Origin of the sequence: Planococcus circulans (assembly GCF_020023385.1) — a bacterium.
In the GTDB taxonomy this organism is placed as follows: domain Bacteria; phylum Bacillota; class Bacilli; order Bacillales_A; family Planococcaceae; genus Planococcus.
Genome location: NZ_JAIQCL010000008.1, coordinates 115,455 through 138,525, shown reverse-complemented (window position 1 = coordinate 138,525; position 23,071 = coordinate 115,455). Strand labels below are relative to the sequence as shown.

Below are 23,071 nucleotides of genomic sequence, written 5' to 3'. Positions count from 1 at the left end.
ATGCTCCAGCAGATAAGAAGTGAAAATCCGCTTGTCCATTGCATCACCAATCATGTTGTTTCCAATTTTCAAGCCAATGGGCTGCTGGCGATCGGTGCATCCCCGGTCATGGGAGAAGCACCTGAAGAAGCGGCAGAACTTGCTGCAATGTCGAAGGCGTTGTCGTTGAATATCGGAACTTTACATGCACAATCTTTGAAAAGTATGCTGATTGCCGGAGTATCGGCCAATCGGCTGGGAATACCTGTGGTCCTGGATCCTGTCGGCGTAGGAGCCAGTAACTTTCGAAAGCAGGCGGTCCGCGAAATTCTGGACACAGTTGACGTCAGCGTCCTTCGGTGCAACGCAGGAGAGCTTGCAGCTATAGCCGGGAAACAGTGGCAGTCAAAAGGTGTTGATGCCGGAGAAGGGCTCCTGGACGTCAGAGAACTTGCCGTCTCCACTGCTCAGAAATTAGGGTTGGTAGTCGCAGTCACTGGAAAAACGGATATTGTCACAGACGGAAAAAGTGTAACGGAAATTTCTTTTGGTGATCCGATCATGGCTTCGATTACGGGAACGGGCTGTTTGCTCAGCAGTATTGTGGCTGCAGCCTTGGCAGTCCAACCAGAGGATCCTTTAAAGACTGTCGGCAATGCGCTGCACTTTTATGCGATTGCTGGACAGAAGGCCGCGAAGTCTGCAGTTCTTCCAGGGGATTTTCAAGTCGCTTTCCTCAATCAACTTGCCAGGCTGACGGACAGTGAAGTGAAAGAACATGTCTATTTATAGGAGGAAATACTATGAGTAAAATTCCACAAACGTTGACGATAGCCGGATCGGATTCTGGAGGAGGCGCCGGGATCCAGGCGGACCTGAAAACATTTCAGGAGCTCGGTGTCTATGGCACATCTGTAATCACGGCCGTGACGGCTCAGAATACGACGGGAGTCACAGACATCTACCCAATGTCGTCTCAGGCTGTAAAGACGCAATTGAAGGCAGTGGGAAGTGATTTCGAGATTGCGGCTGTGAAAACGGGCATGCTGTTCAATCCGGAAATCATTAAGGAAAATGCTGCGGCCGTTCGAGAGTATGGGTGGGGAAATCTGATAGTAGACCCGGTGATGATTGCGAAGGGCGGTGCCAATTTGTTGCAGCAGGAGGCAGTGGAAGCGCTTAAAGTCCACTTGCTGCCGCTGGCTTTGCTGGTAACGCCGAACATCCCGGAGGCAGAAGCGCTGACAGGCATCGCAATCACAGATTCCTTCAGCCGCCGGCGGGCTGCTGAAAAGATTTTATCGCTGGGAGCTGAGGCTGTCGTCATCAAAGGCGGACATGGGAGCGACCCTGAATATGCAGAGGATTACTTATTGCAGGATAACGGAGAATCGCTGTTGTACCGCTCAACCCGGGTTGCAACGGATCAGACACATGGGACAGGCTGCACCTTTGCAGCGGCCGTGACCGCACAGTTGGCCAAAGGACAGGAACTGCAGGATGCTGTCCATACGGCAAAGCAATTCATCCAGGCTGCGCTCAGTGAACCGTTGAATATCGGTTCGGGGCATGGACCAACCAATCATGCCGCGTATAAAGCAAGACTTGAAAAAAACAGGGAGGTGGCGAACATTGAAGTTTTCCGATAAACCGGCCATCTATTTTATAATGGGCTCCCGAAATTCGGGAAAAAGAAATCTGGTGGAAGTATTGGAGGCGGCTTTGAAAGGCGGCATCACCCATTTTCAGTTGAGAGAAAAAGGGGTGGGAGCTTTGACGGGTGCAACATTGGTTGAATTCGCTGAACAATGCCAACAACTATGCAGTGAATATGGTGTTCCGTTCATCATCAACGACCTGGTCGACCTGGCATGCCAAGTTGGAGCGGATGGGGTGCACATCGGGCAGGACGATCTGGCTGCTGGACAGACCCGTAAAATGATCGGCAAGGAAAAACTTCTGGGCGTTTCCGTCCACTCCCTGGAAGAAGCGCGAACGGCTGTGAAGGACGGAGCGGATTATATCGGAATGGGCCCGGTCTTCGGGACGACCTCCAAGGCGGATGCGAAAAAGCCTGCCGGCGTCAAAGAAATTCTACTCGTCAAAAATGAGTTTCCGGACTTGCCGATTGTGGGAATCGGCGGGATCACACCCGATAATGCCAATCACGTATGGCAATCCGGTGTTTCAGGGATTGCCGTGATATCCGCTATAGCGGAAGCAGAAGATATTGCAGCGCAAATTGCTGCCTTCCAGTCTTCCTGTAAAGAAGGTGCAGGGAAATGAAGACAAGAAAACTCATCTTGATGGCGATGTTCGTCGCTATCGGAGTGGCTGGATCTGCTTTTGTTTATTTTCCAGCTGGAATTGCTCGTGCATATCCAATCCAGCATGCCATCAATGTTATCGCCGCGGTTCTTTTTGGACCCGGTCCGGCGGTAGTGATCGCTTTTTTGACGGGTGTCGTCAGAATTTTGACAGGGACCGGATCTCTATTGGCTTTTCCTGGAGGAATGATCGGGGCTTTGCTGGCTGGACTCATGTATGCGAGGTTCGGAAAAATCTGGATTGCTGCTTTAGGGGAAGTAGTGGGTACGGGAATAATCGCTTCCTTGGTTGCCGTACCTTATGCCAAGCTTTTGCTGGGTACAGAGTTTGGGGCATTATTTTTTATTCCTCCATTCTTCATTTCCAGCTTGAGCGGTGCTGTATTGGGCATTGTTCTGGCGGCTCGCTTGATGAATACGGACAGAATAAAAATCTGGCAGTAAATTACCGAATTTTTAGAAAGAAGTTTATAATTTCGCAATTGAGGGGAAACAGTGAAATATAGACTTTTGAAAAGGGAGTGGACAGAACATGGTGAAAATTGCAGTCGAACATCCATTTACGTCAGTACGTGAAGCATTAGAGAAAAAAGGGTACCAAGCAGAGATGCTGGAAGATAAATCGGATTCAACCGATTATGACGTCATCGTTGTGAGAGATCAGGAAGATTTAGCTGACTATCACATGAGCGTGTCACTCGTTGAAGCTAAAGGACGTACGCTGTACGAAATCGTAGAAGAAGTGGAAGAGCGTCTTGTGCGCGGCGGTAAGATCCAAGCGCCGCAGCCAACAGAAGCTGAACGTAAAGAAAGCGGCGGAGGCGGCGGTTTCTTAGCTGGTGCAGCAACCGGTGCAGTTATCGGTGCAGCAGCAGGTCTATTGTTCGCTCCAAAGAGCGGTAAGGAACTTCAGGAAATCGTTAAAGAAAAGGCGTCCAGCTCTAAGGACGGGAACGATGAAAGTTCAGGCGGCGCAATGGATCAAGTGAAAGAAAAAGCCAATCAACTCAAAGATAAGACTAGCGGCATTACTGAAAAAGCTAAAGGCAAAGCTGATGAGCTTAAAGCAAAACGTGTTGAAAAACAGGAAGAAAAAGAGTTGAAGAAACAAGAAAAAGTCGTCCAAAAAGAAGCAAAAGAGCAAGAAAAGGCTGAAAAAGAACATGAAAAAGCCGAAAAAGCGGTAGAAAAAGAAATCAAAAAAGCCGACAAGGAAGCCGATAAAGAAAAAAGCGGCATCGAAGTTGTTGAACTTGGCGATGCATCTGTGCAAAAAGACAGCACCGGCAGCGTAACTGTAAAGGCTGAAGATAAAAATAAAAATTAATACCGAAAAAGGTGTCCGCCAGATGGATTGGCGGACACCTTTTTATTTGGGGTTGATTGTGGTGCTTGTCGGGGCTAAACGGCTGCTTCCGCTTTTCGTGTTGTCCAGCTCCAACGGCCAACTGCTTGGGTCATAAGCCACTCTGGCTGTGCGGGAAAGGACGCCGCTTCGCCAGACCGTTTATGCCTGTCGGAGCTGTGCGGCTGCTTCCGCTTTTCCTACTCAGCTGCCACCTTATCTACTGGCTCGTGCGGTTTTGGTTCGGGCACGCGGGACAGGACGATGAGACCGATAACGAATAGGATCACCAGGCTGAATACACCCATGCTTGAATTGCCGGTCACTTGTGAGGTGACTGCTACAAGCAGGGGACCTGTGATTGCGGCGAATTTACCGAAAACATTATAGAAGCCGAAAAATTCGTTTGAATTTTCTTTCGGCACCAACTTGCCGAAATAAGAACGGCTGAGTGCCTGAATGCCACCCTGGCTGGTAGCGACGAGCATAGCCAAGATCCAGAAATCCGTAATGGTTTCTAAGAAAAAGGCATAAATACAGACCACAATATACACGCAGATTCCTACGTACAGCATTTTCTTGCCGGTGAACCGATTTGCCAACCGCCCGTAAAGGATGGCAAATGGAGCAGCTACAACCTGGGTGACAAACAGGACAATGAGGAGGTTGGTGGCGCTAAGCCCCAAATCAGTCCCATACGCTGTGGAGAGGGAAATGATTGTGCCGACTCCGTCGATATAAAAGAAGTAAGCAATCAGGAACAGGAATAACGCACGGTACTGGCGTATTTCTTTGATGGTTTTTCCGAGCCGCTTAAAACTTTGATGGACAGGATTAGGTTCTCGCTCGATATAATGGATTTGCTTAACATGGCGGAACATTGGAAGTGAGAAGCAAGCCCACCAAACGGCGGTAATCAAAAAAGCAATGCGGCTGGCAACGGTGGCAGAAATGGGCAATACGCCATTTTGAGCCAGCAGGATGATGGCAATCGATAGGATAAATGGGATGGTTGAGCCAATATAGCCAAGTCCGTAGCCAAAGGCAGAAACGCTGTTCATCCGTTTTTCTGTAGTGACATCGACAATAAATGCGTCATAGAACAAGTTGGCACCGGTCGCTCCGAGAGCCGCGAAGACATAACAGATCAGCATCAATAACCAGTTTTCACTTGGGACAAATGCCAGTAGGGCGGTAGAGATGGTGCCCAACAGGAAAAAGGCGGTAAAAAACTTTTTCTTCATGCCCTGGTAATCAGCAATGGTTCCCAGTATAGGGCCGATCATCGCCAAAATAAATGTGAAAATCGCAATCGTGTAGCCCAAGTAAGCCGTCGAATCGGATAAACTGACACCGGCTTCAGTAGCAGATGCTTTATAATAAATGGGGAAAACTGCTGTCGTGATGATGATGGAGTAGGCGGAACTCCCCCAATCGTATAAAGCCCAGCTTTTTTCTTCTTTCGAAAACTTTTTCATCGTTCTATCCCCTTTGCCCTGCTTTAGCGAACCATGGACATGCTTTTATCCAGGGTCCGCTTCTCTTTGTCAGATAACTTCATTGTACAAGAAGGTGTTTGAAAATGATGCAGAATGTTTAAAAAAATACAGAAATTTTACATTTTTAAACATATACAATTTTCTAAGCTGAAACAAATAAGGCTTGCTGAATAAAGATTTCTTGAATGGAGCAGGGCGTAGCTCATTTGTTGTGTTCTGGTGGGAGAGTGTTTAAACTAGTGTATGAAAAGAAAGAAGGGTTATTTTTGAAACTAATTTCATGGAATGTCAACGGACTTCGAGCTGTGATGAAAAAAGGCTTCATGGATTTCTTTGCAGCAACAGATGCCGATGTGTTTTGCCTGCAGGAAATTAAATTACAGGAAGGCCAAATAGAAATGGATTTACCCGGCTACTATACATATTGGAATTATGCCCATAAAAAGGGTTATTCAGGTACAGCAATCTTTACAAAACAACAACCTTTATCGATTCAATACGGCCTGGGATTGGAAGAACATGATACCGAGGGACGGCTGATTGCATTGGAGTTCGAAGGCCATTATGTGGTAACGGTCTATACCCCGAATTCCCAGCACGGCTTGCTTCGTTTGGACTATCGTCTACTTTGGGAAGATGCCATCTTATCATTTGTGAAAAAGCTGGAAGCCCACAAACCCGTTATTTTATGTGGTGATTTGAATGTCGCCCATGAAGAAATCGACTTGAAGAACCCAAAAGCCAATAAGAAAAATTCAGGGTTTACTCCTGAGGAGCGCGGAAAAATGACGCAATTTTTGGCAAGCGGATTTGTGGATACCTTCCGTTATTTTCACCCGGAAAAAACTGGCTTCTATTCCTGGTGGTCGTACCGTTCCAATTGCCGTGAAAAGAATGTTGGGTGGAGAATCGATTATTTCCTCGCTTCCCAAAAGTTGCTGCCGCATTTGAGCAACGCAAAAATCCATGCGGATGTATGGGGATCAGATCACTGCCCAGTCGAACTGCAGATAGAATTATAAAAAACACACTCAATTTGAGTGTGTTTTTAACTTTATAAATTTCCTGAATAGTTTCACGTGAAACTATCACGTAAGACTATGATAGGTTCATGACCCGCTTCGTAAGGCGTTTACAGTTGTCTTGATCGAAGTAATCGATATAGTCAGTTGCCTTTGGATACCAAGCATTATATGTTATTTTTTCCTCGATAATTTTTTTGAGATACTCATATACATGGTCGATTGAATTTGCTTTATACCCGTATAAATCCGTATCCATATTCAAGTAAGTCCCTCTTTTTTCCAAATACTCTTGCTGATCGAACATATAGAAAATAATGGGTTTATTCAGGTAAAGAAAATCCCAGGATACACTGGTGATGTCCGTCAACAGCATATCGTTGTGATCGATTGAATATTCGATGGTTTCTTGATTGAAGTCCAGGAATCTGATGCCATGTTCGTTGTCTGTCAGTCCGGTAAAATACTTTTCAAACTTTTTCATGAAAGGATGCAAGGCGATATTCAGTTTGAGATCGTGATCAGAAAGCAGTTTTTGAATGCCTTCATGCTTCAATAAACCTACGGTGCTCTTAAAGTAAACACTGTCGATAAATTCTTCTTTCGTCAAGTCAAAAAGCCATTCGCGCCAGGTCATCATCATCAAAATATTTTTGACTTCCGTGGAAGGCTGATTCGGCGGATAACGATCGAAGCGTGGAAATCCGGTTATAATCAACTTCTGCTCGGGGATTTTCCACTTATTGAGCTTTAGTTCATACTCGTATTGAGAGGCACAATTAAAGTAATCAGTACGCTTCAACAATGGAACATCTTCTTTTTGGATCAGGATTTTCTTGAATCCCTCAATGCCGTGGCTGACATGGGTAATGATGGTTTTCCGGTTAAGGAATAGAAATTTATCGGCGGCTGGAACGATGTCGTAAAGAAGAGAATGTCCATGAAATGTGTAATCTGCCCGAAAAAAAAGCAGATAATTTTTAAAGCTTCCAAGTGGAACTGCATTTTCGATTTTTTGCTTTTGAGCATAGGAAGTCTTTGGATCGTACATCCAATAGGCCGTCACCTGGTCTTTATGGTTATTCAACAAGTACTTATGGTACACAGCAGCATTGTCTTCATATTTTTCACCAAGATTCCCTCCCACTAAAGCGATTTTCTTTCCATTTTTTTTCTTCATGAAGAAGGAGAGGAGGTATGCGGCTGAAACTTTGGCAAATACCATCAAGGGATCCCATCTTCCTTTTTCTTTTAATTCTACACTCATCTATAAGCCCTGCTTTCTACTGGTTGTCATTACTTTAGTTTTTCATATAACGCTGCCTTTGTCTATCTTCACTAAGAAACTAATTTTTCAATTACTTTCTGGATAGGCGTTTATTTTCTTGAAAAGTGGGAAGAATATTAGGTGATAGCACATTGCAGAGGAGGATATTGATGAAAGAGAGTAATGAAGAGAAAAAGAAGAAAATGGGCACAGGCGAAAGTGAAGAAACATTGACGAACCGCCAAGGCCATCCGATCAGAGACAATCAGAATATGCGAACTGTCGGCAACCGGGGCCCTGCTACACTTGAAAATTATCATTTCGTTGAAAAAATCTCACATTTCGACCGTGAAGAGATTCCCGAGCGAATTGTCCACGCGCGTGGCGCAGGTGCATTTGGTTATTTTGAAACTTATGGAAAAGTCGGCGATGAGCCGGTAGAAAAATATACCCGCGCAAAAGTATTTTCAGGTGCAGGGAAACAGACACCGTTGATGGTGCGCTTTTCGACTGTGGCAGGATCCAGGCATTCACCGGAAACCGATCGCGACCCTCGCGGATTTGCAGTTAAAATGTATACAGAGGACGGCAACTGGGACTTGGTCGGCAACAACCTTAAAATATTCTTTATCCGTGATGCGATGAAATTCCCGGATATGATTCATGCCTTTAAAACAGATCCAGCGTCAAATGTCGCAGATCCACAGCGCATGTTCGACTTTGTTGCCCGTTCACCAGAAGCGACCCACATGATTACATTCCTGTTTTCACCATGGGGCATTCCGGCAACTTATCGCCATATGCAGGGATCTGGAGTCAACACTTACAAGTGGGTCAACGATAAGGGAGAAGCTGTCTTGGTTAAGTATCACTGGGAGCCGAAGCAAGGCATCCGCAACCTCACACAGAAAGAAGCTTCTGAAATCCAGGCGGAAAACGTCGGACATGCAACACAGGATCTTTATGAAGCGATTGAAAGCGGGGATTATCCGGAATGGGAATTATTTGTCCAAATCATGAGTGATGATGAACATCCGGAATTGGATTTCGATCCGCTGGATGATACAAAATTATGGCCTCAGGATAAATTTCCGTTCCTTCCAGTAGGAAAAATGGTATTGGACCGAAATCCGGTCGATTATCACGCTGAAATTGAACAAGCGGCATTCGGTACAGGTGTTCTTGTGGATGGTCTGGATTTCTCGGACGACAAGATGCTGCAGGGACGCACATTCTCTTATTCTGATACGCAGCGTTACCGTGTTGGAGCCAATTACTTGAAGTTGCCGGTCAATGCACCGAAGAAACGTGTGGCAACCAATCAGCAGCGTGGAGCAATGGATGTGAAGAATCCTGACGAAAACCCTTCAAATCCGTCCATCAACTATGAACCCTCTGTTCTTGGCGGCTTTACAGAAGCGGATTCAAGCAAGACGCCGGCTCACGAACCGGCATATAACGCAAAAGTCGTATCAGCACCGATTGATCGCACCAATAACTATGGGCAAGCGGGTGAGACTTACCGCAGCTTTGAAGATTGGGAACGCGAAGAGCTGATCAATAATCTGGGAGATGCATTATCGGTATGCGATCCTCGGATCCAGGAAGAAATGATCTATCACTTCACTCAGGCGGATGAAGAGTATGGCCGCCGCGTCCGTGAGAACATGGAGCAAAAGATTAAAGAAAACGAAGAAATGAAAAAGGCAGGACCAAAAGTATACGGTCAACCCGCTGCCAATAAAGTAGCGCAAGGGGCGGCTGCAAAAGGACATGAAGCTAAACCATATTAACAATTTTAAAGCACCGGCAAGCCTCCATGGCTTGCCGGTGCTTTTTCGGTATTTAAGTGTAATGGTTTTATCAGGCTTTCTTGTCATTGTTCCAGGTTGCCAAGTGAAGAATGATTGACTCCAAAAACTTTTTCGACATCCAAGAGAAAGGCGATGCCTTTGCCGGGGGCATTCAAATCGACAGCCTGCTCGATATACTTGACCACTTCTTCTGCATAGCTGCTTGGAACCAGTGTCAATACGACATCTTTTTCCGGATCGATTGTAAAATTCATGAACTTCTGCTGCTCGTTGACTCCTGTCCCGCGCCCATTCAGGATTGTTCCGCCTTCGGCACCGGCTTTGGCTGCAGCTTTAACCACTGCTGCTGAGTCTCCTGAGTTTACAATCGTTACAATCAATTGAAAATCCTTTAATTCAGATTCCAATTCCGTAGCACCTCTCTTTCTTTTTCGGTCATCCATGCGTTCGGATAAATGAGGAACACCAAGCAATTTGCTGAGGTGCACAGTGAAGCCCAGGCCATAACCAGGCTTTCCTAATTTTCCGGCTTCCGAGACGGCCTCTGCGACTGCTTTTTCATTGTCCCCATCCAATGCGAAAAAAATCACATCTTTTTCATGGGTAGCCGGAAGGCCTAAAAATGTAGGTTTTTCATTTCTGCCGATGCCTTCGCCATAGATGATAGTTGCGCCATCAACCCCTGCTTTTTTGGCGGCGGCGATCACTTCGCGTGAATGGCCTCTTTTGACGATGGCGATCATTAGTCTGTGATTGAGAGTCATAGGTTTATGTCCCACCTTTTTTAGTGAAGATTAGACCCAGTATGAGTACGGCGATGATTGGCGTCAAGGCCACAAGTGCAATCATTCCGAATCCATCGGTCAATGGATCGCTGCCTTCTATTGCGCTTGAAATCCCGACTGCAACGGCAACGACAAAGGTGACCGTCATGGGGCCTGTCGCGACTCCTCCGGAATCAAAAGCAATGCCGATGAAGGTCTGGGTTGAAAAGAGCAGAAGAATAAATGCCAGCAGGTAACCTGGAATGATGAAATACCATAACGACCAGCCGGTTAAGATGCGCAGCATGGATAAAGCGATGGAAACGCCAACCCCAACGGACAATGTGTAAAGCATCATTTTGCGGGAAATGTATCCGCCGGTTTCCTGGTCGACTTCATCTGTCATGATGCTGACAGCTGGTTCAGCGAAAGTAGCGGCGAACCCAAGGATAAAACCAATCGGGATCAACAACCATTTGTTTTCCCAGCTTCCAAGCGTTTCTCCCATCATGGTCCCTACAGGCATAAAGCCTATATGAACACCTTGAAGGAAAAAGGAAAGGCCAAGAAAAGCTAAAATAAAACCGATGCCTACTTGCATGACACGCTGCATGGGCAGTTTAAGCATGAAAATCTGAAATGCGGCGAAGAAAGCCAGAAGAGGAAGCAGTGCCAAGCTGACTTCCAGCATCACTGTTTGAAATCCTTCGAAAACGTGGATATTCACCTGAATAACACCCCCAGTAGCATAACTGCCAGGATGGGGCCAATGGACGCCAATCCGATTAAGCCGAACTTTTCACCGGAACTGTCATCCTCTGACCGCAGGACAGAGGCTACGCCGATGCCTAGCGCTAAGATGAATGGAACTGCCATTGGGCCGGTGGTGACGCCTCCGGAATCAAAGGAGATGGATATAAAAGCTTCGGGGACAAAGAAAGAGAGCAGAAAAACTAAAGCGTAACCGCCGATGAGTAAATATTGCAGGGGGATGCTGAAGATGGTGCGAATCATTGCCAAAGCTACAAAGATGGCTAAACCAAGTGAGACAGACAGGATAAGAATTGTTGCACTGATGGCGCCTTCAGATACCTCTTCAATTTGTTTGGCTAAGACCCGGACATCGGGTTCAGCTACGGTAACAGCGATGCCCAGCAAAAATCCGGTAGCAATAATCAAACCGGCTTTTTTTGTGCTCGGCAACCTCCTGCCGATCATTTCGCCGATAGGCAAAAGCCCTGCATTGACGCCGATAAGAAAAAGGAAAAAGCCGGTACTGACGAAAAGAACACCGATGAGAAACTGGATTACCGCTTCAAAAGGCATCCTGATAAAAACAATTTGCAGAATAATGACGACTAGAGTGACTGGAAGGATGGCAGCGGCAACTTCTTTAAAAGTGTCTCTTACATTTTCCATCGAGAGTCCGTCCTCATTTCTGTTTTTTACTCCTATTCCCTGAGAACCCTTTCGTAAACTTTTGATTTTATTCGTAAAAAAAAGCATTGCTGCACTCGTTGGAGCGGCAATGCCTTTTCATGTCTATATTGAGGCTTCTCTTTACTTCTTAAACAATTCCTCTAATGCATCTTCTGTAGAAGAGTCCGCCAACTTAACGTTGGAACGGTAAGCTGCACGTGTAATGAGATGGCCTGACACAGGTGCTGTTAAAAAGACGAATATTATGCCCAATATAAGCCTGACACTGATAAAGTTTTCGGTTGCCCAAAAGTAAAGGAAGGTTCCTGACAACGACAGCAAAACGGCTAACGTAGAGCTTTTGGTAGCTGCATGAGAACGAGTATAGACATCGGGAAGGCGGAGAATCCCGATTGCACTGATGACTGCCATAATGCTTCCGATCAATATCAGGAAAACACCAAAGTATTCAACGATCATGCTTATGTTCAACAATATCGCCCCTTTCAACAAAGCGTGCTAAAGCAAGGGTGCTGATAAATGCCAGAATACCGACAATCAGGATGACTTCGAGAAAAGCATGCGTATTGAGGACGACTGAAAATACAGCCACTCCTGAAATCAGATTGACGCCGATCATATCCAGCGCCACCACGCGGTCCGGCATGGAAGGGCCACGGATAATCCGGTAAAGAGCCAGGATGATTGCCAGGATGAATAGGGAAAGGGCGACCGTCAGGATCGTATTTATCAATTTCTCGTCACCTCCATGATTGCTTTTTCAAAGACCTTGATGGATTTCAGTACGGAATCACGTGAGCTTTCCACATCCATGGCGTGGATATAGAAGATTTTTCCGTCCGACGACACTTCCATTACGACAGAGCCAGGTGTCAGGGTCAGCAGAAGGGCAAGTGTAGTCAATTCATAATCACCTTCCATACTATGTTCATAGGTGAAGATGCCTGGTTTTATATTGAGTTTCGGGCTTAAGATCTGTTTCATGATGAGCAGGCTGGATAGGAAAAGTTCCGAGACGAAAATCAGCAGCAGTTTAATAGTGGAGTAAACGCGCAATAAGTAGAACTTGGTTCCGAAAAAACGGTGCATAAGGAAAAGGATTCCGATACCAATTAAATATCCGGACAGAAAAGTCGTGAGATAAAAAGCGTCTTCATCCATCAATAAGGTCCATAGCAAAGCAATGGTGATATTCAACAGGAACTGCGCTGGCACTTTAATTCACTCCTTTCAATAATAAGTGGATTTATTGGATTTTACCTAATACAGCATCAATATAAATCTCCGGATTCAATAATGTCTCAGCAGCATCAGTGACATATGGCGCCATTCCTTCGGTGCCCAGACCGATGCCGATCGTCAGAAGTACAAGCGCTAGACAAGGCCATAACACGCCTTTGCGCAATGGGGGCTGCTCTTCTTTACTGACAATGGTTTCGCCCCAGAAACAGTTTTTGAAAATGCGGAGCAGCGAGTAAAGGACAAAAATACTTGAGAGAAGTGCCAATGCCAGCAAACCGTATGAACCGCTGTCGATCGCTGCAGCCGAAATCAGGACTTTTCCGATAAAACCGCTGAGCGGCGGAATACCGGCAAGCGACAGCATAGTGATGAAGAAAGACCAGCCGAGCAATGGATAGTTTTTCATCAGTCCACTCATCCCGGCCATTTTCGATGTGCCGCTGAGTGTGATCATTGTGCCGACCAGTAGGAACAGCAACGCTTTGGCGACCATGTCGTGGATCAAATAGTAAATGGCCCCTTCCATAGCCGCTGGAGTGGCGATGGCCAGCCCGACGAGTATGAAACCGACGGCAATTACAACGTTATAAGCTGCAATTGTACGGATATCGTTAAACGCGATAGCCCCGAGACTTCCCCCGATCAAGGTGAGGGCAGCCATAATGCCGATGATGGTGTGCGTAATTTCCGGCTGATGGTGGAAAATCAGTGAGAACATCCGGAAAAGGGCGTAGATGCCGACCTTTGTCAATAATGCGCCGAAAAGGGCAGACGTGACAATGGGCGGTGAACTGTAGGATCCCGGAAGCCAGAAGTAAAGAAGCAATCCGGCCTTCAAACTGAAAACAACTAAAAAGACGATGCTGATGGTGGTCAGGAGAGGGGTTTGACCCGATTCTGCCACCCGTTCAGCTACATGCGCCATATTCAAGGTGCCGATAGATCCGTATAAGTAAGCTAAAGCCACCAGGAAGAACCAGGAAGAAACGATATTGATGGATACATACTTAATGGCTTCACGCAGCTGGCGTTTGGAATTCCCCAAAGTCAGCAGGACATAGGACGACAACAGCATCACTTCGAAGCATACAAACAAGTTGAATAAATCGCCCGTCAAAAATGATCCGTTGACACCTGCTGCAAGGAACAGCACAGTGGGATAAAAATACATGGTCTGCAGCTCTTTGCTGGTGGAGATCAAAGCGTAGCTCAGACAAATGGTTGTTACGATACTGGACGTCAGTACGAGAAGGACAGCAAAGGAATCGGCAACGAACAAAATGCCGAAAGGCGGTTCCCAGCCCCCAAAATCCAAACGGAGGATTCCATCGGTTTGAATTTTATACAAAAGATAAAACGATATTCCCGTCGTCACCGCCATAGAGGCGATACTGACCCAGGCCTGGAGACGGCCGTAAGTCCGGAGGAAAATCAGCAATACACCTACAATAATCGGCAGCAGCATGGGGATGACTAAGATATTATTCATCATCAGAACCTCTCATAGCTCCCAGATTATCGGTTTCCAACTCCTGATAGGCGCGATACGCGAGCACCAGGATAAAGGCTGTAACGGCAAAACTGATGACAATAGCCGTTAAAATCAATGCTTGAGGCAAAGCATCAACGTAAGATCCAGCTTCTTCGCCGAGCAAGGGGACAGTCCCCAGTTTCAAGCCGCCCATCGACAAAATCAACAGATGGACTGCGTGGGAAAGAATGGCTGTTCCCAGAATGACGCGAACTACATTTTTGGATAAAACAAGATAGATGGCGACCGTGGTAAGGACGCCGACCAAGATGATGATCAATGATTCCACAGGCTACTCATCCTCACTTATACTAAGAATTATATTCACGACAACGCCGACGACTGTCAATGCGATGCCGGCTTCAAATACGGTGACAGTGGCAAGTTCGGTTTTGCCGAAAATCGGCAAATCAAAGTAGCCAAAACTTTGGCTCAGAAATGCCCCGCCAAAAAACATAGGGGCTACGCCACTTAGCATCGCCAGCAATACACCGAGTGCGGATAGCTTCTTGAAATCAATCGGCAATGCTTCACTGACGGTTTCAGAGTCATAAGACAAGAACATCAGCACAAAAGCAGAGGCAATAACCAATCCGCCGATAAATCCGCCGCCTGGCTGATTATGCCCGGAAAGGAAAAGGTAGATGCCGAAAGTTAAAATAATCAAAACGACGGCTTTTGATACAGTTTTTAGAATCACATCATTTATGTTCATCTTTTTCCGGCCCCTTTCCAAGCTTTAAACGAATCAATGTATAGACGCCAAGTCCGGCAATGAACAAGACAAGTGATTCCAGCAGAGTATCAAAAGCTCGGAAATCACCCAAGATCGCATTGACGATATTGTCTCCTCCTGCAAGTTCATAGGAATTCTCGAAATAACCGGAAATGCTTTCAAATGATTGTCCACTGTTGACCGTCAGTCCAATTAACGTAACCGTGATTCCAGCGCTGATTGCAATAACCGCATTCCGGATTTTTATCCGTTTTGCAGAATCTTCTTTTGCCCATTCCGGCAAAAAGTTAAAGCACAACAGGAAGAGGACGGTGGTCACCGTTTCGATGACCAATTGCGTCAATGCCAGATCGGGTGCGCGGAACAGGACAAAGAAAATGGCGATGGAGAAGCCCAATACACCATTCAGCAAAATTGCTGTCAGACGGGATTTCGCAAACAGGATGCTGACAGCCGCTATCGCCATGGCAGTAACCAACATGCCTTCATAGAAGCTGATGGGCGAATCTGCTGTCAGATCAATCGATAATGCACCAGTGAAAATAAGGGCGCCACCAGCTGTGGCAATGAAGAAAATGAAGATATAAGCAAAGTAAGCCGGCAGATGGCCTGTCATATAATGTGTCGTAATCCAATTGGATACTCGTTTCAAGTCCTTCAGGTAAGAATTATACAATGCAGTGAACGTCCATCCTGGAGGCTGCAGGAGATAGATTTTGTACCAGCTGCGGAAAGTGAGGAAAAGAAGAGTTCCTACAATTATGATTCCAAAAGTCATGAATAATTCAGTGTTAAAACCATGCCATGCGGAAATATGCGGGGCTGCTCCTGAAATACCAGGAATAATGCCGTTTAAAGCTGGTCTAAGCAGATGATCACCTAATAAATTAGGGACGAAGAACAAACCGACAATCAGTACGCACAGGATGGCTGGTGAAATGAGCATGCCAAGGGATGGCTCTACGGGTTTTCTGTCCAGCTTCTTCAGTTGCGGTCTTCCAAAGAAAGTGCGGAACACAATAATCATACAGTAGACGAAAGTGAAGACGGAAGCGACCCAGGCAATGGCCGGAATCAGTAGACCCCAGGCCGAATCACCGAAAACAGGGAGGCCGATCGCATTGACAGAGGCTGTAAAAAACATCTCCTTGCTCAGGAATCCATTGAAGAAGGGCAGTCCAGCCATTGAGAAGCTGCCTATGACAGCAAATGTAAATGTGATGGGAAGGAATGACATCAGCCCGCCAAGACGGCGGATATCACGTGTTCCGACCTGGTGATCGACGATGCCGACCACCATAAAGAGTGCACCTTTGAATGTCGAATGGTTGACCATATGGAACAAAGCCGCAAAAATGGCTAAACCGTAAAATGCACCTTGTTCGCCATCGCCAAAATACATAGCCGCCGAGCCCATACCGAAAAGGCTCATGATTAAGCCGAGCTGGCTGATTGTGGAATAGGCCAGTAAAGCCTTCAAGTCGGTCTGGCGGACGGCGCAGAATGCCCCCCACAATAAGGTCACGAGTCCGACAAGCGTCACTGTCCAGAACCATTCAGCAGTCCCGCCAAAAATCGGCGTGAACCGGGCGACCAGGTAAAGGCCCGCTTTAACCATTGTGGCCGAATGCAGATAGGCGCTGACAGGAGTAGGTGCTTCCATGGCATCTGGCAGCCAGATGTGGAAGGGGAATTGTGCCGATTTAGTGAAGGCGCCGAGCAACACCAGGAACATTGCGGGATAAAACAGTGTGTGATCGGTGTATTGGCCGATTACAGATAGCGTTTCCCGGATACTGAAAGTCTCTGTCATAGAATGCAGCATCAAGAATCCGGCAAGCATTCCCAATCCGCCGAAAAAGGTGATCAATAAGGACTTTTGTGCACCATAACGGGAATTTTTCCGGTGATACCAGAATGCAATCAATAGGAAGGAAGATATACTGGTCAATTCCCAGAAGATATACAACACTAGAAGATTGTCAGATAGGACGATGCCGAGCATGGCCCCCATGAACAGCAACAGGTAAGCATAGAAATGCGGGAAGGAGTCGGATGCAGATAAATAGTAGATGGAGTAGAGAACTACCAGGCTCCCCATACCGGTGATCAGCAAAGCCATGATCAAACTGAGGCCGTCAAGGTAAGCAACAAAGTTAATGCCTACTGAAGGGATCCAATTGATTGTCTGGATCAACGTGTCACCATTGGAGATGACGGGGATCTGCAAGGCGAATATGACGAATAGTGCGGTAGGAATCAGCAGCACGAGCCAGCCGATGTGCAAGGTTCCTATGCGGTTATGTATGAGTGGAATCAGAGCGGTAGCGATAAAAGGAATTAAGATGGCTATGATCAATAAAGACACGGCAGAACCTCCTGTAATGGGAAAACGATCAATTGTGAATGGAAAAATCCAAGAGCGGGTATATAATAAGGGAAATAGGTTTCGCTTTTCCTGCAATATGATATGATAAGGGCTCTCAAAGCAGTCAACATTAATTATACAGTAAAATCAAGGCTTTTTCATTCCTCAGCTAACCCACAAAATGAAAAGTGGGTATTTCTTTGTGAATCGAAAATCTAAAGTTAAACAAATGCCCTTGATTTTTTAAAATAGAAGAAGTATAATTTCATGGTTTTGAATGTCAGTATATAAATAATATTCCCAGGGGGGTGAACATAAATGAAAAAAATCAGAGGACGAATGGATGAAAGCATCCTGGTATGTGTTTTTTACGGACCGAATGGTGAACGTTTGATCAACCGGGGTAATAGACTTGCTACCATGCTGGATTGCCCGTTGTACATTTTAACGGTGGACCCGACATCTGTTGACGAATTTGACGCTGAAAAAGCATCTTATATTGAACGATGGAGAGAGCTGGCTGAAGAATACGAAGCTGAAGAGTTTATTGTTCGTGATAAAGAAAAGCGCCCCTCTGCAAAAGTGATTGCAGAAGTGGCTCACGAATTTAATATTACGCAAATCATTATTGGACAAACTGCTAGAAGCAGATGGGAAGAAATCACGAAAGGATCATTCCTGAATATGCTGCTTCGTGAAATTCCGTTTGTTGATCTTCATGTCGTCTCATTGGCGCGCACAGTGAAGGGCGTTGAAGGGGACGAGTTTGAAAAAGGCGTACGCTGTTACTTGGTAAAAGATGGAGACAGCTACAAAATCAATTTCACCCAATCGAAAAACTGTCAGCTTGAAGGGATTTTCTTTAAAGAAATCGGTACCGATTTCGATAATGGAATCTTTAAATTCATGCATGACAATAAATTGTATCAAGCGGAAGTGACGGAAGACCGGATCGACTTGCCTGAAATCATTGATGAATGCTTGGACAAAGAATTAGTGAAAAAATAAATACCAACAACAAAAGGCTGCTTCGCTATCGAGGCGGTCTTTTGTTTACCCAAAAGGAGAGTTAAGGAGTCATGAAGAAAACCAAAAGATTTGTACCGCTTATCCCACCGGAACTGGAAACCCGCTCGTTTACAGCAGCCATAGATGATCATTACATAAGCAATTGCAGGATTTCGCAGGAAACCATTGATTTCAGCACTGAAGAAGCACTTCATATCGATAATGTGGTCTTTGAAAACGTCAACTTTCTGGAGACCAGTTGGCCGCGTTCCGAATTTGTTGATGTCGTTTTTTTGAATTGTGATCTATCGAATGCGGATTTGAGCCGCGCCGTCTTTCACCGCACTGAATTCCGGAACTCCAAATTAGTGGGAACCAATTTTGCCGAAGCTGGAATTCGCCATACGCTATTTGAGGAATGTCTCTTGAATTACGCCACATTTGGCTTTTCTTTATGCAATACAGTAAGTTTCGTTTCTTCTTCTATGCGCTTTGCAGACTTTTACCAAATGGAGTTGAAAACGAGTGAATTCCGTCTGTGCGATATGAATGAAATCAATTTCACTGAAACCAGCTTAAAAGACATCGACCTAAGTACGAATAGCTTCGACAGCATTCAAGTGTCGATTGAGAAATTGCAGGGATGCAAGGTGTCGCCGGATCAGGCCATTGCTTTTGCCCGGCAGATGGGAATGATTGTAGAAAATAACTAATATTATAGAAGGAACACGAAAAAATGCCCGACAGTTTTGACCTGTCGGGCATTTTTTTGCTGGTATTGTCTCTTTTGTTTTCTTTATTTGCTTCAGTGCTTGTCGGGGCTAAACGGCTGCTTGCGCTTTTCTTGTTACCGGACACCTTTCATGAAGCCTTGGATGCGTGGTGCGAAGATGAACAACAGGATGCTGAGGACGATCGAAGCGCCCCCGATGATTCCGAAGTACATCATTTCGTTTTCCACTGTATAGAATTTGACCAATTGTGCGTTGATTGCCTGAGCTGCTGCGTTGGATAGGAACCACAGGCTCATCGTTTGAGCAGAAAAAGCAGCAGGTGCCAATTTGGTTGTTGCTGATAGTCCCACCGGAGACAGGCAGAGTTCGCCGAGTACAACGATGAAATAACTAAGGACAAGCCAAAGTGGATTGACTAATGCTGCTGGTCCTCCGAAGTAAGCAGGCAATAGGATGACCAGGAAGGACAATCCGGCAAACAACAGGCCAAGTGAGAATTTTTGTGGAATCGACGGTTGTCTGCTTCCAAGTTTAACCCATAGCCAAGCAAAGACTGGAGCCAACATGATGATGAACAACGGGTTCAAAGATTGGAACCAGGCAGGGGAAATCGAAATCCCTGCAAATTCAAGATCCGTGCGTGTATCCGCGTATGCCGCAAGGATGGTTGATCCCTGTTCCTGGATTGCCCAGAACATGACGGATGCGATAAACAATGGAATGTATGCCAGCAGATGTGAACGTTCCACTTCTGTTGTTTTTTTGCTGCGGTACATAACTGTGAAATAAACGACGGGAATCAAAATGCCAAAAATACCGACAATCGCTACAAAGCTGTCAAAAGTCAATAATCCAGTTGGAATACCGATTGCAACTGCTGCTGCAATGACCAATGCGCCGATTGTAAAGATTTTAATCGTTGTTTTACGTTCTGAAGGCAATAATGGATTTGGCACAACCGTTCCTGCCAGACCAAGGTTTTTCTTCTTGGTAGAGACAAAAATCACTAAGCCCAAGAACATGCCGGCAGCGGCAATACTGAACCCTAAATGGAAGCTGATGTTCATTCCGACAGTACCGACAATTAGCGGCGCCAGGAAGCCCCCCATATTAATACCCATATAGAAGATACTGAATCCGGCATCGCGGCGATCGTCATTATCCGCGTAAATTTCGCCTACAACACTGGATACGTTCGGTTTCAATAAACCGGTACCGAGAACGATCAAGACCATGGATACGAAAAATAAAGCGAGGTTACCTGGAATCGCTAATGCGATATGTCCAAGCATGATGAGAATCCCACCATAAAAGACAGCTTTTGAAGTGCCGAATATCCGGTCAGCCAGCCAACCGCCGATGATTCCGGACATATAAACGAGTGATCCATAAATGGACATGATGGATAAAGCAGTCGTTTGATCAAGTCCCAGACCGCCATCGGAAATTTCGTAATACATATAAAAAACCAGGATGGCTCTCATTCCATAATAGGAGAACCGTTCCCAGAATTCTGTAAAGAATAACGTGAAAAGCCCTTTTGGATGGCCAAAAAAGCCTTTTTGAGGAACACTTTTAACAATCTCTTGCCGAGAATACTTTTCAGACATTACACTAACCTCCATTTGTTTATTCTAACATAATACTTTTTTTAGTTAAAAAAATCAAAATAAATTTCATAAGTAGGTATATAGGTGTTATTTTGGATTTATTAAAGGATTTTAATCTATTTCAAAATGAATATACTTTATTGGAATAGTTATTAAATTCAAATTAGTGCTATTTATTAATTTTATCCGAACTTTACGAGGCATAGTTTGATCGGCAAGAGAATGATTGAAGAAGGCACGGCATTTGGAAGATTTAGTTTAAATTTTACTGGCGGGTTGTTGAAGACCCAGTGGAGGATTCACCTGACTTTTATAGGTGGTATGGCATTTAAAGGTAATTAAACGATGAAGTGTCTATTTACCTGTCAATTTAAACAACTTTGAAATTGGTAAATTAAGTAACTATAAAAACCTAGTTAATTACCATATTTAGTAATCTCTAGTTAGTGTTCACTAATTATTCACACTTTTTTAAAGAATTATCCAAAAAAGATTGTGAAAAAGCGCAAGGTGCAGTATATTTAAAATAGTTAGAAAATTATTTAGGGAGCAGGAGTATAAATGAAACAGTTGAGTAAACGCATCAAGGACTTAAGGGAAGCAAAAGGACTATCTACTGAAGAGTTGGCAGAAGCAATCGGCTTTGCGAAAAGTACGGTTTGGGCTTATGAAAGTGGAAAGAAACAAGTGTCTGTAGTGCATCTCGAGAGGCTTGCCGATTATTTTGAGATATCTGTCGACAGTTTGTTGGATCGCAACGAACGGACAATCAATGTGGATCTTCAAAATACCAGTTTTTTAAATGATTACAATCTCATGTTGGATGACCAGCCGTTGAATCAGAACGAACTTGCTGAAGCTGCATCTTTCATTCAAGTTAAACGCCGTATGGGTAGTTACGGTGTCGCATCGAACTGACTTTCCATAAGCCCGCTTAAAATGCTCATTCCTTTTCGAGGGAGTGGGCATTTTTTTGTTTCATGAAGTCCATAGAAGCTCAGTTAAGAATCCAATGCTCTGCTAAGTCCTGTTTATTTTATGCTTCTCGGGGAAGACATAAAGTATAAAATAGGAATACAGGAGGCTGGATTAATTGAGTAAAACAATTTTTATCACAGGAGCCGGTAGCGGTTTGGCAAAAGGAACAGCATTCGGACTTGCAGAAAAGGGGCATAAGGTTATAGCGCCAGTGGAAACCGCTCCGCAGGTGACAGCATTACGTGAGGAAGCTGCTGCAAAAGGTCTGGAATTGGATGTTTTCAAAATGGACATCAAAAATCCACAGGATCTGGCACAGATGCTCGAATACGATTTTGATATCTTCGTCGCTAATGCAGCCGTAAATGAAGGTGGGCCGCTTTCGGAGGTGCCGATGTCGAATTTCCGGGAATTATTCGAGGTGAATGTCTTCAGCACGTTGGAAACGGCGCAGGTTGCTGCACGTAAGTTCGTGGATAAAGGAAAAGGAAAAATCATTTTTATGTCTTCAATGGCAGGAATAATGGCGACGCCTTATGTCGGGCCATATACGGCAACCAAGCATGCAATCGAAGCGATAGCGACGACGATGCAGAAGGAATTGGAAGGTCACGGAGTACAAGTGGCGACCATCAATCCAGGTGCGTTTGCGACAGGTTTCAATGACCGCAGTGCGGAAGCGAAATGGAAATGGTACAACGAAGCCATACATTTCACGCGGAAAGAGGACATGGAAGAGGCGGATAAAGCACTGGAAAATCAGTATGATCCCGAAGAAATGATTGCGAAGATGGTGGAAGTCATCCCTCTGGATACACATAAATTCCGCACTGCCTTCCCAGAAGAAACAGAAAAGCAGATGAAGGAAGAAGAAGCGAAACGCTGGGAAATGGAAATTTGAAGGGGAGATGAGCATGGAGTCTCAAGCCGAGATTGTCGCTATGCTGGAAGAAGGAACAGCAGATCTTCATACTGCCTGCAAATTATTCGATTCACTGGAGACCGTAGATTTGGAATCCCTTCTCGGAACTTGGAAAGGAAAAGAATTTCATACGGGCCATCCACTGGATGGGGTATTGGCGAAATTAAGATGGTACGGCAAGGAATTCCATGACGCGGACAATGTGGATCCCCTGCTTTTTGAAATCAAAAAAGGAAAAGTGGTAGCGGTTGATCCTGTGCCGTTCCTGACAAAGCAGAAGCTATCGGAAGCGGCAGGCGGTGAAGCCCGCATGCGGATGGTTGAGTTCCGCGGCAAGGTAAGTGCAACCATCATTTATGACCATTTGCCAATCCATGATCATTTGCGGAAGATCGCTGATGGAAAGTTGCTCGGCATGATGGATCTTAAAGGAGATAAGCAGCCTTTTTTCTTTTTGCTTGAGAAATTGGAAAAATAAAGAATCG

The 23,071-nt window shown here is 45.3% G+C and carries 25 protein-coding genes; 12 read left to right on the top strand and 13 right to left on the bottom strand.

The window, feature by feature from the left end:
- From thiM to K8U60_RS13955, 5 genes are all read left to right on the top strand, one after another.
- Complete coding sequence (thiM, locus tag K8U60_RS13975) at nucleotides 1-771, top strand: hydroxyethylthiazole kinase (protein WP_223641041.1); 771 nt, start codon at nucleotides 1-3, stop codon at nucleotides 769-771.
- An 11-nt stretch (nucleotides 772-782) separates the two neighbouring features.
- Nucleotides 783-1,628 carry a bifunctional hydroxymethylpyrimidine kinase/phosphomethylpyrimidine kinase gene (thiD, locus tag K8U60_RS13970; RefSeq protein WP_223641038.1) on the top strand — a complete coding sequence of 282 codons (846 nt, stop codon included), beginning with the start codon at nucleotides 783-785 and terminating at the stop codon, nucleotides 1,626-1,628.
- On the top strand, nucleotides 1,612-2,265 hold the full coding sequence (gene thiE / locus K8U60_RS13965; RefSeq protein ID WP_317851930.1) for a thiamine phosphate synthase: 654 nt from the start codon (nucleotides 1,612-1,614) through the stop codon (nucleotides 2,263-2,265). The genes thiD and thiE overlap by 17 nt, the downstream gene beginning before the upstream one ends.
- Nucleotides 2,262-2,750: an energy coupling factor transporter S component ThiW gene (gene thiW, locus K8U60_RS13960; protein WP_223641035.1), complete on the top strand. Its 489-nt coding sequence runs from the start codon at nucleotides 2,262-2,264 to the stop codon at nucleotides 2,748-2,750. Before thiE ends, thiW begins: the two co-directional genes overlap by 4 nt.
- Before the next feature lie 88 nt (nucleotides 2,751-2,838).
- Complete coding sequence (locus K8U60_RS13955) at nucleotides 2,839-3,633, top strand: YkuS family protein (RefSeq protein ID WP_223641018.1); 795 nt, start codon at nucleotides 2,839-2,841, stop codon at nucleotides 3,631-3,633.
- A 218-nt stretch (nucleotides 3,634-3,851) separates the two neighbouring features.
- Here the strand turns inward: K8U60_RS13955 and K8U60_RS13950 are convergent, their stop codons facing one another.
- Nucleotides 3,852-5,129: an MFS transporter gene (locus K8U60_RS13950; protein WP_223641015.1), complete on the bottom strand. Its 1,278-nt coding sequence runs from the start codon at nucleotides 5,127-5,129 to the stop codon at nucleotides 3,852-3,854.
- Between the two features lie 287 nt (nucleotides 5,130-5,416).
- On the opposite strand from K8U60_RS13950, the gene K8U60_RS13945 reads away from it, so the two are divergent.
- Nucleotides 5,417-6,172, top strand: coding sequence for an exodeoxyribonuclease III (locus K8U60_RS13945; protein ID WP_223641012.1), 756 nt, complete (start codon nucleotides 5,417-5,419; stop codon nucleotides 6,170-6,172).
- A 76-nt stretch (nucleotides 6,173-6,248) separates the two neighbouring features.
- Here K8U60_RS13945 and K8U60_RS13940 read toward each other — a convergent pair whose 3' ends face one another.
- Complete coding sequence (locus K8U60_RS13940; RefSeq protein WP_223640998.1) at nucleotides 6,249-7,439, bottom strand: CDP-glycerol glycerophosphotransferase family protein; 1,191 nt, start codon at nucleotides 7,437-7,439, stop codon at nucleotides 6,249-6,251.
- A 170-nt stretch (nucleotides 7,440-7,609) separates the two neighbouring features.
- On the opposite strand from K8U60_RS13940, the gene K8U60_RS13935 reads away from it, so the two are divergent.
- A complete protein-coding gene (locus K8U60_RS13935) occupies nucleotides 7,610-9,232 on the top strand; it encodes a catalase (protein WP_223640995.1) in 1,623 nt (540 codons plus the stop codon).
- An 83-nt stretch (nucleotides 9,233-9,315) separates the two neighbouring features.
- Here K8U60_RS13935 and K8U60_RS13930 read toward each other — a convergent pair whose 3' ends face one another.
- The 10 genes from K8U60_RS13930 to K8U60_RS13885 form a co-directional block, all read right to left on the bottom strand.
- Nucleotides 9,316-10,017, bottom strand: a complete 702-nt coding sequence (locus K8U60_RS13930) for a P-II family nitrogen regulator (RefSeq protein WP_223640992.1) — start codon at nucleotides 10,015-10,017, stop codon at nucleotides 9,316-9,318.
- A 4-nt stretch (nucleotides 10,018-10,021) separates the two neighbouring features.
- Nucleotides 10,022-10,744 (bottom strand): DUF1538 domain-containing protein, encoded by a 723-nt coding sequence (locus tag K8U60_RS13925; RefSeq protein WP_223640989.1) that lies wholly within the window; start codon nucleotides 10,742-10,744, stop codon nucleotides 10,022-10,024.
- Complete coding sequence (locus tag K8U60_RS13920) at nucleotides 10,741-11,436, bottom strand: DUF1538 domain-containing protein (protein WP_223640988.1); 696 nt, start codon at nucleotides 11,434-11,436, stop codon at nucleotides 10,741-10,743. Before K8U60_RS13920 ends, K8U60_RS13925 begins: the two co-directional genes overlap by 4 nt.
- Before the next feature lie 141 nt (nucleotides 11,437-11,577).
- The gene (locus K8U60_RS13915; RefSeq protein ID WP_223640976.1) at nucleotides 11,578-11,928 is read right to left on the bottom strand and encodes a Na+/H+ antiporter subunit G; all 351 of its coding nucleotides are present in this window, start codon (nucleotides 11,926-11,928) and stop codon (nucleotides 11,578-11,580) included.
- Nucleotides 11,906-12,190, bottom strand: a complete 285-nt coding sequence (locus K8U60_RS13910; RefSeq protein WP_223640973.1) for a Na(+)/H(+) antiporter subunit F1 — start codon at nucleotides 12,188-12,190, stop codon at nucleotides 11,906-11,908. The genes K8U60_RS13915 and K8U60_RS13910 overlap by 23 nt, the downstream gene beginning before the upstream one ends.
- A complete protein-coding gene (locus tag K8U60_RS13905; RefSeq protein WP_223640971.1) occupies nucleotides 12,187-12,672 on the bottom strand; it encodes a Na+/H+ antiporter subunit E in 486 nt (161 codons plus the stop codon). The genes K8U60_RS13910 and K8U60_RS13905 overlap by 4 nt, the downstream gene beginning before the upstream one ends.
- Before the next feature lie 31 nt (nucleotides 12,673-12,703).
- Entirely contained in the window at nucleotides 12,704-14,188 is a 1,485-nt protein-coding gene (locus K8U60_RS13900) for a Na+/H+ antiporter subunit D (RefSeq protein ID WP_223641348.1), read from the bottom strand.
- Nucleotides 14,181-14,519 (bottom strand): Na(+)/H(+) antiporter subunit C, encoded by a 339-nt coding sequence (locus tag K8U60_RS13895; protein WP_223640955.1) that lies wholly within the window; start codon nucleotides 14,517-14,519, stop codon nucleotides 14,181-14,183. Before K8U60_RS13895 ends, K8U60_RS13900 begins: the two co-directional genes overlap by 8 nt.
- A 3-nt stretch (nucleotides 14,520-14,522) precedes the next feature.
- Entirely contained in the window at nucleotides 14,523-14,945 is a 423-nt protein-coding gene (locus K8U60_RS13890; protein ID WP_223640950.1) for a Na(+)/H(+) antiporter subunit B, read from the bottom strand.
- Nucleotides 14,932-17,334 carry a Na+/H+ antiporter subunit A gene (locus K8U60_RS13885; RefSeq protein ID WP_223640947.1) on the bottom strand — a complete coding sequence of 801 codons (2,403 nt, stop codon included), beginning with the start codon at nucleotides 17,332-17,334 and terminating at the stop codon, nucleotides 14,932-14,934. The genes K8U60_RS13890 and K8U60_RS13885 overlap by 14 nt, the downstream gene beginning before the upstream one ends.
- A 318-nt stretch (nucleotides 17,335-17,652) precedes the next feature.
- Here K8U60_RS13885 and K8U60_RS13880 point away from each other — a divergent pair, with 318 nt between their 5' ends.
- Together K8U60_RS13880 and K8U60_RS13875 are read left to right on the top strand one after the other, a co-directional pair.
- Nucleotides 17,653-18,342 carry a universal stress protein gene (locus K8U60_RS13880; protein ID WP_223640944.1) on the top strand — a complete coding sequence of 230 codons (690 nt, stop codon included), beginning with the start codon at nucleotides 17,653-17,655 and terminating at the stop codon, nucleotides 18,340-18,342.
- 71 nt (nucleotides 18,343-18,413) lie between these two features.
- On the top strand, nucleotides 18,414-19,055 hold the full coding sequence (locus K8U60_RS13875; RefSeq protein ID WP_223640926.1) for a pentapeptide repeat-containing protein: 642 nt from the start codon (nucleotides 18,414-18,416) through the stop codon (nucleotides 19,053-19,055).
- A 134-nt stretch (nucleotides 19,056-19,189) separates the two neighbouring features.
- Here the strand turns inward: K8U60_RS13875 and K8U60_RS13870 are convergent, their stop codons facing one another.
- A complete protein-coding gene (locus K8U60_RS13870; RefSeq protein WP_223640922.1) occupies nucleotides 19,190-20,686 on the bottom strand; it encodes a peptide MFS transporter in 1,497 nt (498 codons plus the stop codon).
- Nucleotides 20,687-21,247: 561 nt separating this feature from the next.
- On the opposite strand from K8U60_RS13870, the gene K8U60_RS13865 reads away from it, so the two are divergent.
- From K8U60_RS13865 to K8U60_RS13855, 3 genes are all read left to right on the top strand, one after another.
- Nucleotides 21,248-21,604 carry a helix-turn-helix domain-containing protein gene (locus tag K8U60_RS13865; RefSeq protein ID WP_223640906.1) on the top strand — a complete coding sequence of 119 codons (357 nt, stop codon included), beginning with the start codon at nucleotides 21,248-21,250 and terminating at the stop codon, nucleotides 21,602-21,604.
- A gap of 175 nt (nucleotides 21,605-21,779) precedes the next feature.
- Complete coding sequence (locus tag K8U60_RS13860; protein WP_223640903.1) at nucleotides 21,780-22,565, top strand: SDR family oxidoreductase; 786 nt, start codon at nucleotides 21,780-21,782, stop codon at nucleotides 22,563-22,565.
- 13 nt (nucleotides 22,566-22,578) lie between these two features.
- Nucleotides 22,579-23,064 (top strand): DUF4334 domain-containing protein, encoded by a 486-nt coding sequence (locus K8U60_RS13855; RefSeq protein ID WP_223640901.1) that lies wholly within the window; start codon nucleotides 22,579-22,581, stop codon nucleotides 23,062-23,064.
- Nucleotides 23,065-23,071: the final 7 nt, after the last annotated feature.